This window comes from Oceanobacillus sp. FSL K6-0118, from assembly GCF_038006665.1.
Taxonomy (GTDB): domain Bacteria; phylum Bacillota; class Bacilli; order Bacillales; family Amphibacillaceae; genus Oceanobacillus; species Oceanobacillus caeni.
Genome location: NZ_JBBOVR010000001.1, coordinates 959,098 through 971,323, shown reverse-complemented (window position 1 = coordinate 971,323; position 12,226 = coordinate 959,098). Strand labels below are relative to the sequence as shown.

Sequence of the window (12,226 nt, the reverse complement as noted above, 5' to 3'; positions counted from 1 at the left end):
TTAGTATTTAAGTATATCACTTCAGTAAATTTATACCTATTCATTTTAGTATGGAAAGTTAACTTTACATACTTATTAGCATAGTATATAATAATGGAAAGTAAACTTTCCATCAAGGAGAAACATAAAAAGTGAAAAATAGATTAGAAGAAATACGAAAAAAACATGGAATTAAGCAAGAAGAACTAGCCAATGCATTAGAGGTAACGAGGCAAACCATTGGCTCCCTCGAAAATGGGAGATATAATCCATCCATCATTTTGGCATTTAAGATTGCAAGATATTTTGATATGAACATTGAAGATATTTTCATTTATGAGGAGGAGAATAATGAAAGGGAAAATTAGGTTACTACGATCTTTAGAAGTGGTTGGAATCTTACTTCTACTATTAGGTTTTTCCCTAGGTTTCATTGGTGTTGAATTTCTAAAAGTAGCATTTATTAGACCGGATCTAGTCCCCATTACGGTTGGATTTCTTGGAGTTTTATTATTTCTAGTTGCCAGTTCTGCAATTGGTTACGAAAAAAACAAGACAAGAGAACAACAAATTGAAGAAAAAGATGAACGAGTGATCCATATCTATGAAAATTCAAAATCGAAAGCATTTGATCTAATGACCACCATTATACCTTTAGGTCTTCTAACATTCGTTATGCTTGGTTATATGAATAAGGTATCCTTTTTCTTTCTTGCAGGGCTTTATCTTATTTGTATTTGTTACTACTATTATCATCTTCTATTAAATAAAAAGAAAATGTAAGGGGGAGTATCCATGATCAATAGACTGCTTACTACTTTAAGTGTTGCATTGTATGCGTTTGTCGTAAGTTATCTGGTAGCATCTGTATTTGATAAATATGGAATAGAAACGAATACTATATTAAATTCGGTTTTCATTCTTTTAACCACTATTGTTATTATTATATTAACCGTTATATTGATTGTAGCAATTAATCGATTTCTTGTTTCGAGGCAAGGAACGGATAATTAAACTTACCTGCCACCAATCCATTTCAACTACTTACACACATTAAAAAACGTCCTGCTTTTCAATCGCAGGACGTTACATCATTCATTGATTTCATTTTTTGTACTATATAATTTTTCGCGTGTTTGAATATTCCATGTTAAAACGTTTTATAGAATAAAAGGATGGTGTGCTGAACACACATTTCCTTACGGTAACTTCATCGCTCGAAACGAGAGTTGCTCTTATAGTTTGTGAGAAGAACTACCCTTGCTTTTGGTCGAGCATTCTCGGGTGGTCTTCTTTTTGGACTTTTTTTAGAAATATAAAGTACAATGTATAGCATACAGTATGTAGTTCTTTTCCACATTACTCCTTATGAGAAATGTCCCCTTCAACTAACAGCTTTCTTTCTCCATCTTTTATTTCTATGATGGTAAGGCTCGTCCCTTCAATTTCTGGTGGTTCCCATATTTTATCGATAGAATAGTTTTTACAAATCAACTGTAAAACTTTTATAACAACGCCATGTGTGATGATGAGGTGATTCCCAGTTTGATATTTTTCCTCTGTATCTTTCAAAAAATCTTTTACCCTTGTCACAACGTCTGTTAAATTTTCAGCCTCTTTTTCTTCACGATAATATTGATTAGGATGTTTTGCATAATTTTCAAACCTATCTGGGTCCATTTCCTTAATTTCCTCAAACGTTTTCCCTTGCCAACTTCCTAGATTTATTTCTTTCAACCGCTTATCCGTTTCAATCGCAAGCGTTTGGTTTCCTCTTATTATTCTAGCAGTGTGCATAGCCCTTTCACTTGGACTAGAAATAATGGAAGCAAAACAAGTAGATTTAAGTCTCTTACTCAATAATTCTGCATGATGGATTCCATTAACTGTTAAAGGGGAATCTAAATGTCCTTGTAATCTCTTTTGTGCGTTCCATTCTGTTTCACCATGTCTTACAACAAATAACTTCAAACTTCTCCCTCCCAAAGCCTATGGAAATTCTTATCTGCTACCTTTCGTAATTCGGATTCCTTCCCCTTAGAGTACTTCACTAAAATAGATGTAGATGGCCCACCTGACTTTTCTAAATCTAGTTTAGTGCAATTTTTTACCATGCCATTATCTAAGGAAGGTACCATTCTTCTTAATTCATGCAATACTCCCTTTGAACCAACAGGCCAAACTTGGACATCTCTCATTCTGCAAATATCTTTCACTACAGAAAGGGGAACAACATCATCTTCTTGTGTTATAACTTCTTCACCAACTAATGGCAAACCGATTAAAGCAACACGATTGGAATCGGAAGTCTTCATGTTCATTTCACTCAAGATTTGCCTCTTACTAATAATGGTAACTCCAATTGCAGATTGACTTAAAGAAAAATTACTTTCCGTACTTCCCATTAGTGTAATATTTTCCATTCCAAGTTCAGCTAATCCTCTCTGAATTCCAGTGTTTAAATTACTCCATGCTTCGTCCCCACAAAAGTTTTGCAGGACGATGGAGACTGGTATTGCACCTGAGGATAAGGCTTCTACTATAGCGACGCGAAAAGAATAGTAACTTACGATTTCGTATGGAACTTTTACAGCATCCGCTTCTTTTAATCCGATTGCACCACTATTGTCAGTCGTCATAACTAATTCTTCTTGTTCATTAAACGGAATAATTAGCGCATCTCTCATCCCTTCGCTTCTCCTCTCTGATATGCCCCTTGAAAAACAGTAACTAAGCGTGGAATCATCAACCAGGCAATTAGGACATTCAATAAAGATCCGACAAATAAGGAAGGGACTAATGCGATGTAGAATGCTATATCAAGAATAAATATAAAAGGTAATGGAGCAATGAATGTATTACCTAGAACGAATACGATATATGCCAATGTTCTTTTCCCATGTTGAAACAATTTGGCGAATATATAAATGAGCAAAGCCATGCTAATTGCCACGATAAAGTGAAGGGGACCAAGAGGCATTCCTCCAATAAGTGCGGATACCATATGACCAAAACCACCTACTATTGCCCCTGGTACCGCTCCAAAAAATGCTCCGGCAAGTATCGCGGGAAAGACATCTAATGCAATACTTCCGATAATAGCGGGGATTTTAATAGCCGCTCCGATAACAGATAGGGCAATAAATAAGGCAATTAAGCTCATTTTTCTTATATTCATTTCCCTCACTCCCCCATTTTAATAGTTTGATTTATTCCATACCAAATAACATCCACCCGTTTACTTCTTCTCGCTAAATCTTGATAAAACCAACCTGTCAAATCACGCCAATCTCTTTCTTCCTTTTGCATTGGAACGATTCCCTTCATGATGTCTGCTCCAATTATAATCATGCTTCTATTGGCCTTAGCATTTTCCCATTCCAACCATTGATCAAGACAATTTCTTAAATGCGCTCGGGCTTCATCGATAGTCATTTTCTCCAAGCTTTCTTTTGTCCAACGTTCCACTCCTTCAAACACAATACGTTGGCTAGAAGAATTTTCCAAAGTCTTTGGTAACTTGTCTCCATCATAGAAGGATATCCATTTAGCGCAAGCATAATTATCTTTTACCCAAGCCTTTTTCCCGTTAAAGGCACCTCCTGTAACGAAATGCATGGTTCTCCCCTCCTTAAATCTGTTTTACGAAACTTCAAAACATATCCGGTCCCATGTTCTATTTTCCAATCCCAAAATTCCTTCTTTTCTTCACTATAACGAGTCAGTAAATATCGAATGACCCCACCATGTGTAACGATAAATACATTTTTAGCATGATTTCTGAATATCATGTCCACAACTCGATTCCATCCTTTATCCACTCTATATGTAAACCATTGAAATGACTCCCCACCAGGAATGACTTCCTTAAACGGTTGATTTATCCATCGCTGATAATTCATGTCATCCTTTAAATCCGCATATGTTTTCCCTTCAAAGATACCAAAATTCATTTCTCTTAATTCGGCTAATTTGATAGGCTTTATGTTTGGAAATAATAGATTCATGGTAGTTACACAACGATTAAGGTCACTGGAAATAAATAAATCATAGTCCTTTGCCTGAAGTCTAATGGAAGATAGTGCCAGTCTCGCTTCTTCTGTTAGCACGGAATCGGTCCAACCTACGTAAGCTTGTCGCTTATTTTCTTCCGTTAAACCATGGCGAAATAATGTAATAGCCACAACGTCATCCATAATATATTTTCAGTCCCTTCTCCTGAAGCACCAAGAATATCACCTGTAATTCCCCCAAAATGTTTTACTGTCTTTTGGCGAATAAAGAAATAACATCCCACCGTAACTAGGACAAATAAAAGTACCGGGAGAATAAACGTAAGATCAATCATACATATAAGTGCAAATAAGACAATGATATAAATGGGATATATATATAATGTATTTTTCTTTGCCGCATTTTTAAAAAAAGAAGCCAAACCTTCCTTCTTCGCTGCTGGAATAAGCAGTAACACCAATCCCATCACTATTTTACTTAGAAAAGGAATAAGAATGATGAGAAGGAATGTGTATAGCTTTGCAAATTGGATCACTTCATAAATAAATAAAAGTCGACTGCTTAGTAAAACTAGTAGAGACATGACTCCAAATGCACCAGTCCTTGGATCTTTCATTATCTCTAGTCTTTTTTCTTTATCTTGATAAGAGAAATAGGCATCACTCATGTCCATCCAACCATCTAAATGAATACCACCAGTGATGAGGATGGTAGCAAGCCAAATAATAAAGGCAATTGCTAATGTTGAAAAAGGAGTCCATTCCAAAAGAAAATATAATAGAGCACTATAAAGGATTCCTTGAAATAACCCTAGCAATGGGAAGGACTGAATACTTTTTTCAATATAATCCTTCTCCATCGGTAATGATTTCTTTATTGGTAGAGCTGTTAAAAATTGAATCGTTATAAGAAAACCTGTAATAAATTTCCTCATTCCCCGTTCCATCCGTTCAAAATGTCTTTTACTTTTTCCCAATTAAGATGTCTTTTTACTTCGAATGCTAGAGAATCATATTGTTCTTCCTTAACCCGCACCGCTTGGTCCAGCCTTTGTGAAGCTAATGAATCTTCTTTAGGAATGCCATGATCCATCATGTATGGAAGGACACCAAGAACGGGAACCCCAGTCTTCTCTTCTAACCATTGTACACCATCTTCAAAAAGTGAAATGTCCCCGCGAAATTTATTAATCATAATCCCTTGTATACGTTTCCTTTCCATAGGGGAAAGTAGCTCTAATGTTCCTACAATATTAGCAAAGACTCCACCACGTTCAATGTCTGCTATTAAAAGTACGGGGACATCAGCTAATTCCGCAATCTTCATATTAACTAATTCTCGATCATTCAAGTTTATTTCCACCGGACTTCCTGCACCTTCAATTACGACAACATCAAATTCCCCTTGTAAATGGCTTAAAGAGGTTCGAACCGCTTCTAATCCCCTATCATAAAATTGATTTCGGTAATCCTTTCCGGAAAGTGTTTCTACTGTTTCTCCAAGTAATATGATTTCTGATTGTGTATCAGAGTTAGGTTTTAATAATATTGGATTCATCCAAATGGAAGCCTCTGTCCTTGCAGCCTCTGCTTGAACACCTTGAGCAAGTCCTATTTCCTTTCCACCCGGAAGTATATAGGAATAATTAGACATGTTTTGAGATTTAAATGGTGCAACCTTCAAACCCTCTTGTGCAAATAAACGGCAGAGAGCAGTAGTAATGAGGCTTTTTCCAACATCCGAAGCGGTTCCTTGTATCATGATTCCTTTCATACCTTTTTCTCCTTTCAATGGTTGTTTAAAAAGTCCGTTATTATCCTCCCTTTTGAACATGCATTTTCATTAGTAAAGGTACTCCTGCTTCTACTAAATAAGCACTTTCTGCGTAACGAACTATTTTTTGATGTAATTTCCCGAGTAGTTCACTATAGGTCACCAATAATTCATTGGGAAGGATAGGCTCATTTAATACTTCATTACTAACAAGGACCACTTGATTGCTATAATCTGCTATTTCCTTTATCCCTTGCCAAATTCTTTGGAAAACCTCTTTTTTCTCCAAACGCTGCTCCACCCAATCAGCTTCATGAGCAAATAATTCATTCGATAACATCGTCGTCAAACAATCTAACAAAATGACATCTTTCTTATTAAATTCTGTAGCTAGGGTGGAAATATTTGTTTCCTTTTCCCACGTTTTCCATGAATGACCACTTTTATTTCTATCTTCCTGATGTCGTTTAATTCTTAGTCTCATTTCAGAATCTGTTGCTCTACCGGTAGCGATATAATGTAAGGAACCGCCTATTTCCTCTGCCTTTTGAATGGCTATTCTTTCTGCAAAACTGCTTTTGCCACTTCGAACGCCACCGGTAATAAACGTTATGGAAGTTGTTGTTTCCATTCTTTTAGCGCCTCCATAAGTTGATTATTTTCCTCTATACTTTTAATCGCAAATCTTAGCCATTTTCCCTCTATTCCAGGAAAATTGCATGTATGTCTAGGTACAATCCCCTTTTTTAAAAGGTAAGCAAATAATTCCCCCATATAATCCTTCTTCGGTTCTTTCAATAAATAAAAGTTAACCTTAGAAGGTGAATATACAAAGCTTTCCTTGTCAAAAAACGCAAATAGTCTTGTTCGCTCTTTCTTTATATACTGAACCGTTCTATGTACAAATGATTCGTCTTGTAAACATAATTCCCCTGCTGTCATCGCTAATGCATTAACATTCCAGTGGGATTGGTAAACCGATATTTCCTCCACAACCGATGGATGAGCCATCATATATCCTAATCTCAGGCCCGGAATGGCAAACATTTTTGTCATGGAGCGAAGAATGACTAAATTTTTATAATCATTAATCAGAGCCGCAATTGGAGTATATTCCTCCACAAAATCGTAAAATGCCTCATCGACTATAAGTAACGCATTCGCCTTCTTGCATTCTTCTAATAATTGGACAATGGTGTCATAAGAATAAAAAACACCAGTTGGGTTCGTCGGATTACATAAGAATACAGCATCTATTGCCTCTAGCTTTTCCTTTATTTCATGGATATGTAATTCCCAATGAGGCTCTTTTAAGTAGTGGTAATAAATTCGACAATCATTGGCCTGACAAGCCTTTTCATATTCAGAAAATCCTGGCTCGGTAATAAGAACGTTTTTTTCCAATAACAATCTACCCACTAGAGAAATCAATTCAGCTCCGCCATTTCCTATTAAAACGGAGTCCATATTTATCTCATTTTTTTCCGAAATCATCGTCTTCAATGAAAGAGAGTAAGGATCTGGGTAATCATTAATCTTTTGAAAAAAACTCATCCAATTTTGCTCCAAATGCTTAGGTGGACCTAACGGATTAATATTTGCGCTTAAATCCATGATTTGATCCGGTTTTTCTATTCCCATTTCTTGATATACATATTGGGGATTAGAACCATGTTGCGGTAAGTTCAATGACGCCCCCTCCAATCCATAAAACAACTAAAAAAACAATAGTCGTTCGAGTTAAGATTTTATTGGTTTCTATAATATGATCTTTATGCAAAGGGATAATCGGCTCTCCCATTTTCGCTCTATTAGAAATGACACCCTTATAATAATTGATGCCGCCAAGTTGCACACCCAATAACGCAGCTACCGAGGCCTCAAGCCATCCACTATTTGGACTTGGGTGTTTTCTTGAATCACGAAATAGTATTTCCCATGCTTTTGTTACTTTCATATGTGCTGGTTGGTGAGCAATCAATATAAGAAAACCGGTCAACCGACTTGGTATCCAATTTACCACATCATCTAGTTTTGCTGACGCCCAACCGAACTCCCCGTATTTTTCATTTTTATAACCTACCATAGAATCACATGTATTGATAGCACGGTAAACTAGAGCGAGTGGTGCACCGCCAATTAATGCCCAGAACAATGGTGCAGTCACCCCATCACTTATGTTTTCTGCTACCGTCTCCACGGTACCTCTAACCATTTCTTCTTCTCCCAAAGTTTCCGTGTCTCTACCAACAATGTACGATAATTTTAATCTTGCTTCCTTAAAATTGCCCATTTTAAGAGGTACATAGACTTCTAAAGCCGCATCTTTCAACCCCTTTCGAGCAATTGTTGTGGAAATAAGAATACTTTCTAACAAAATACCGGCAATAACGTGAATATGATAGAAGCCCCAAACTAGTAGAAACGTTATAAAGAAATTCACTGTTATCATCATTAATACCATGATGATTCCTTTTAATTTTCGTGACTTCCCCCGGTTCCATTTCTTCTCCATTCTAGAAATTCCACTTCCCATCCATTTCACAGGATGTGGCCATGAGGGTGGATCACCTATAATGGAATCGATAAGAATTGCTAATGTTATGGCTATCAAATGATACACAATCATTCCTATTTCCTCTTTTGACTTTTTTGAATAGATTCTCTTGTACACCAATAAACTGCTTTACTAATTAACTTACCTAATGCGGTGATGGTACCTGCAAAGTCATGCTGTTCCCCTCTTTGGGTTGCAGCTATTAAAATACTATCTGTGGACGTTCCGGTTGCATAGGTTCCCGTAACAGAATCGATTACTTTTTGATCCTCAAGGGCCCTAACCTTTGCTTCCGTTGCCGTTACCATCCCTTGAATAAAGGCTTCTTCCGTTATTTTTGCGTTAATAAAAATCCATGTATTAATCGTTCCAGGAATAAACTCGGATGAATGGCTTTCACTATGTGTAGCATCCACCGCATTACCAACACCAGCAGTGACAACGACAAAAATGGATAGCCCACCGTGTTCCATCCATTTATAAGACACGTCATCTAAAACAACAGCAGTCATCATCCCTACTGTTTCAAGCGGATCAAAACCTTTTTCACGTAAATAATTCATCATTTCTTCTCGGTGATTACTACAACTGTAACCTTTGTCCACATGACGATTAACAAATGTCTGATTCCATCCTAATCCTGATCCAACTACACCAGATGACATGGTTTTTAGGGGAATTGGTGACCGGAGTACTATATGATGTTTACGATGTTGTAGCATGTCAGCAGTAATGTTCACTGCTTCTACTTCTTCCTTTTCCCATTTAGGGAGTAATGTAATTTGTGGAGCTGGTACTCTTGGGTGGGCGAATTTTTTAATATCTGTTTGATACACATCTTGGATTCGATCCTCTTTCAACACTTCATTTGTCTTATTCTGAATATTAATCATCCCTTTTTCAAGCAGCAAAAGACGATCACAATAAAGCCCAGCTAGATTTAAATCGTGGAAAATGGAAATAACCGTAAGCATTCCATCCCTTGTCCATGTTTTCAAAATATCTAATAATTCTTTTTGATAAGAAAGGTCTAGATGGTTCGTCGGCTCATCTAATAATAAAATTTCTGGTTCTTGCGCAAGAGCCTGAGCAAGATTGACCCTTTGACGCTCCCCCCCTGAAAGTTGCCCAAGATTTTTGTTTTGCAAAACATCTACCCCTGTTTGCTTCATTACTTCTTGAACAATTTTCTCATCGGTCTCTGTCCACATTTGAAGAAAACCACTTTGGTGTGCATAGCGCCCTAGAGAAACTGTCTCTTTAACCGTATAAGAAAAGGCATGTTCAGAATGCTGTGGAAGAACAGCAACAATTTTAGCCAATTCCTTTTGCGAATACTGTGATAGTTTCTTATCCTTTATAAAAATACTACCTTCTTTAAAAGGTAGTAATCCACTAATCATTTTAAGTAAAGTCGTTTTTCCACTTCCATTCGGTCCTAAGATGCCAAAGAGCTCCCCTTTAGCAACATGAAAAGATATATCTTTTAAAACCGATTCACTCGAATATCCACCTGATATTTGCTGTACTTCAAGCATTGTAACCCTTCTTTCTATCGTTGTCTCCGTTTGAGAAGTTGTTCAAAAAGTCCGGTGAAAATGACACTTCGCATTTCTTCGTTGGCTTGCTTTTCCGGTACTCACGTATTAACTGCATACGTTCCGTTCCTCAAAGCTAAGCCGCCTCGAACTACTCGGTCCTTTTCATCCTCCTTTTTGAACACGTCGTTTGATTAAAATAACAGCAAACGCTGGAGCGCCAATTAATGCTGTTATGACCCCTATTGGTAATTCCGTCGGGGAAATGATGGTCCTTGCAATCAAATCTGTCAAAATTAGAAAGCCGCTTCCTGTTAACATGGATAATGGAAGTAAGTGCGTATGATCAGGTCCCCATAAGCTCCGAGTTAAATGTGGAATGACTAACCCTACAAAACCAATTGTTCCTGATACGGCAACTGCTGCTCCTGTTAAAATCGATCCAGCCGTTAAAATTACTAGTTTTCTTTTCTTTACATCTACCCCTAGATATTGTGCTCGATCCTCACCGAATGACATCGCATTTAATTCTCTACCATTCGCCATTAATAACACAGAACCTAGTACAAAAAATGGCAAAATAATTTTAATATAATCCCATCCCCGCATGGAGACACTCCCTAAAAGCCAGCCAATAATTTGCTTTAATTCATTACCAGTGAGTGATATCATGAGCGAAATAAAGGCACCTAAAAAGGAACTAAAAATAACACCTGTTAATATAATCGTTTCCACTCTCATCGAACGATCAATTTTACGAGCAAATGTTAAAACGAGAAAAATAGTAATAAAGGCAAAAACAACGCTTAAAAATGGTAAGGTGAATGCTCCAATATATGGCAGGGAAATACCAAAAAAGATGGTGACAACTGCACCCACTGAGGCACCTGAAGAAACCCCTAATGTATAAGGATCTGCTAATGGGTTTCTAAGTAGACCTTGAAAGGCAGCACCAGCAATGGCTAGTGCCGCCCCAACAAGTCCTGCTAAGATGACTCTTGGCAATCGAATATTTAATACAATACTTTGATACATCGGGTCAATATGATCAATAGAATAATGAAAGATTTCTGCACCAATAATTTGAACGATGTCTACTATTGGTACAGAAACCGTACCGATAGATATCCCCAATAATAAAGAAAGAATCGTAAATATAGTTGCTAATGTATAGGCAAGAATCTTATTCTTCGCTAAATATTTCAGGGTAAACTGCTTTCGCAACTTCTTTAACTCCTTCAACAAGTCTTGGGCCTGGACGACTTACAAGATCAGTTTGGACATCAAATACTTGGTCTTCCTTAACTGCAGTGACATCTTCCCAACCTTTTCTTTCCTTCACTTGGTCTATAGCATCTTCTGTATACTCACCATACGTCGTAATGATGACATCAGGATTATAGCCTAACAATGTTTCTTCATCTACTTTAGGCCAACCTTCCTCCTCTATAGCGTTATCTGCATTTATTGTGGCTAATATCTCATCCATAAATGTATTTTTTCCACCTACATAAATTTCTGGCGCAGGGGAAATTTCAAAAATAACAGATTTCTTATCTGCCACTTCTTCTGCTTTTGCTTGAATATCATCAAATTCATTCTTCATATCGGTTATGATTGTTTCCGCTTCTTCCTCGGTACCAGTTACTTGACCAATCATTTGAATCGTATCATATACTTGATTGAAATTTGTTGCATCATTTACAACAAGAACTGGGATACCAGAATCTCTTAATTGTTGAAATCCCTCTTCAGAACTTCCCATACTAGAAGCATGTGCTAATACTAAATCAGGCTCTAAAGATATAATTTTTTCAATATTAAATTCCATTCCACCAATTTTTTCAATATCCGCAACTTCTTCCGGATAATTATCGTTGTCAGATACTCCAACTACCTTATCACCTAAGCCTAATGCAAAGGCAATTTCTGTATTACTTGGAATTAGAGAAACGATTTTTTCAGGCTCTTTCTCAATCGTTACTTCTTGGTCTGTTGCATCCGTAATGGTTACTGGGAATGCTTGATCTCCTGCTTGTTCCGCTTGTTCTGTATTTTCAGCATTATTATCAGTGTTTGCATCCTTTGGTTCTTCACTACCACAACCAGCAATCATTCCAATTGCGAAAAACATTAAAAATAAAAGCGACATTAACTTTTTCATTCTTTACAAATCCCCCTTAGAAAACTTGGCATTCTCCATACTTTTGGATGAATGCCTTAGTTGCACTCATGAAAATCTTTACGGTGGGGCGAGTAATCGGATCCCCAGATGGAAAAGATTTTTATGCTTTCCTAACTGCTAAATACTTTTGTAAAACAAAAAACATCTCTACAGATGAACGTAAAGATGCAGATAATTCCA

Annotated in this window: 16 protein-coding genes; 3 read left to right on the top strand and 13 right to left on the bottom strand. The window is 36.9% G+C overall.

Features of this window, described 5'->3' with window-relative positions; all coding sequences use genetic code 11:
* Positions 1 to 131: 131 nt before the first annotated feature.
* The 3 genes from MHI02_RS05050 to MHI02_RS05040 are packed head-to-tail and all read left to right on the top strand — an operon-like array spanning position 132 to position 993.
* Positions 132 to 347, top strand: coding sequence for a helix-turn-helix transcriptional regulator (locus MHI02_RS05050; protein WP_047184342.1), 216 nt, complete (start codon positions 132 to 134; stop codon positions 345 to 347).
* The gene (locus MHI02_RS05045) at positions 331 to 762 is read left to right on the top strand and encodes a hypothetical protein (RefSeq protein WP_052771653.1); all 432 of its coding nucleotides are present in this window, start codon (positions 331 to 333) and stop codon (positions 760 to 762) included. The genes MHI02_RS05050 and MHI02_RS05045 overlap by 17 nt, the downstream gene beginning before the upstream one ends.
* A 12-nt stretch (positions 763 to 774) precedes the next feature.
* Positions 775 to 993: a hypothetical protein gene (locus MHI02_RS05040; protein ID WP_047184343.1), complete on the top strand. Its 219-nt coding sequence runs from the start codon at positions 775 to 777 to the stop codon at positions 991 to 993.
* A gap of 345 nt (positions 994 to 1,338) precedes the next feature.
* On the opposite strand, the gene MHI02_RS05035 is transcribed toward MHI02_RS05040, so the two are convergent.
* From MHI02_RS05035 to MHI02_RS04975, 13 genes are all read right to left on the bottom strand, one after another.
* Entirely contained in the window at positions 1,339 to 1,950 is a 612-nt protein-coding gene (locus MHI02_RS05035) for a histidine phosphatase family protein (protein ID WP_047184344.1), read from the bottom strand.
* The gene (locus MHI02_RS05030; protein WP_060668772.1) at positions 1,947 to 2,666 is read right to left on the bottom strand and encodes a hypothetical protein; all 720 of its coding nucleotides are present in this window, start codon (positions 2,664 to 2,666) and stop codon (positions 1,947 to 1,949) included. Before MHI02_RS05030 ends, MHI02_RS05035 begins: the two co-directional genes overlap by 4 nt.
* Positions 2,663 to 3,157: an ECF transporter S component gene (locus MHI02_RS05025; protein ID WP_047184346.1), complete on the bottom strand. Its 495-nt coding sequence runs from the start codon at positions 3,155 to 3,157 to the stop codon at positions 2,663 to 2,665. The genes MHI02_RS05030 and MHI02_RS05025 overlap by 4 nt, the downstream gene beginning before the upstream one ends.
* A gap of 5 nt (positions 3,158 to 3,162) precedes the next feature.
* On the bottom strand, positions 3,163 to 3,597 hold the full coding sequence (locus MHI02_RS05020; protein WP_047184347.1) for a bifunctional adenosylcobinamide kinase/adenosylcobinamide-phosphate guanylyltransferase: 435 nt from the start codon (positions 3,595 to 3,597) through the stop codon (positions 3,163 to 3,165).
* On the bottom strand, positions 3,549 to 4,163 hold the full coding sequence (locus MHI02_RS05015) for a histidine phosphatase family protein (RefSeq protein WP_240473257.1): 615 nt from the start codon (positions 4,161 to 4,163) through the stop codon (positions 3,549 to 3,551). The genes MHI02_RS05020 and MHI02_RS05015 overlap by 49 nt, the downstream gene beginning before the upstream one ends.
* Complete coding sequence (gene cobS, locus MHI02_RS05010) at positions 4,133 to 4,927, bottom strand: adenosylcobinamide-GDP ribazoletransferase (protein ID WP_047184349.1); 795 nt, start codon at positions 4,925 to 4,927, stop codon at positions 4,133 to 4,135. Before cobS ends, MHI02_RS05015 begins: the two co-directional genes overlap by 31 nt.
* Positions 4,924 to 5,766, bottom strand: a complete 843-nt coding sequence (locus MHI02_RS05005; protein WP_083452585.1) for a cobyric acid synthase — start codon at positions 5,764 to 5,766, stop codon at positions 4,924 to 4,926. Before MHI02_RS05005 ends, cobS begins: the two co-directional genes overlap by 4 nt.
* A 40-nt stretch (positions 5,767 to 5,806) precedes the next feature.
* Positions 5,807 to 6,397 (bottom strand): bifunctional adenosylcobinamide kinase/adenosylcobinamide-phosphate guanylyltransferase, encoded by a 591-nt coding sequence (locus tag MHI02_RS05000; protein WP_047184350.1) that lies wholly within the window; start codon positions 6,395 to 6,397, stop codon positions 5,807 to 5,809.
* Complete coding sequence (gene cobD / locus MHI02_RS04995) at positions 6,376 to 7,455, bottom strand: threonine-phosphate decarboxylase CobD (RefSeq protein ID WP_083452582.1); 1,080 nt, start codon at positions 7,453 to 7,455, stop codon at positions 6,376 to 6,378. The genes MHI02_RS05000 and cobD overlap by 22 nt, the downstream gene beginning before the upstream one ends.
* Positions 7,430 to 8,395: an adenosylcobinamide-phosphate synthase CbiB gene (cbiB, locus tag MHI02_RS04990; protein ID WP_341165705.1), complete on the bottom strand. Its 966-nt coding sequence runs from the start codon at positions 8,393 to 8,395 to the stop codon at positions 7,430 to 7,432. Before cbiB ends, cobD begins: the two co-directional genes overlap by 26 nt.
* 2 nt (positions 8,396 to 8,397) lie before the next feature.
* Positions 8,398 to 9,861, bottom strand: coding sequence for an adenosylcobinamide amidohydrolase (locus MHI02_RS04985; RefSeq protein WP_047184352.1), 1,464 nt, complete (start codon positions 9,859 to 9,861; stop codon positions 8,398 to 8,400).
* Positions 9,862 to 10,026: 165 nt separating this feature from the next.
* Positions 10,027 to 11,085 carry a FecCD family ABC transporter permease gene (locus MHI02_RS04980; protein WP_047184353.1) on the bottom strand — a complete coding sequence of 353 codons (1,059 nt, stop codon included), beginning with the start codon at positions 11,083 to 11,085 and terminating at the stop codon, positions 10,027 to 10,029.
* Positions 11,045 to 12,025, bottom strand: coding sequence for an ABC transporter substrate-binding protein (locus tag MHI02_RS04975; RefSeq protein ID WP_047184354.1), 981 nt, complete (start codon positions 12,023 to 12,025; stop codon positions 11,045 to 11,047). Before MHI02_RS04975 ends, MHI02_RS04980 begins: the two co-directional genes overlap by 41 nt.
* Positions 12,026 to 12,226 lie beyond the last annotated feature (201 nt).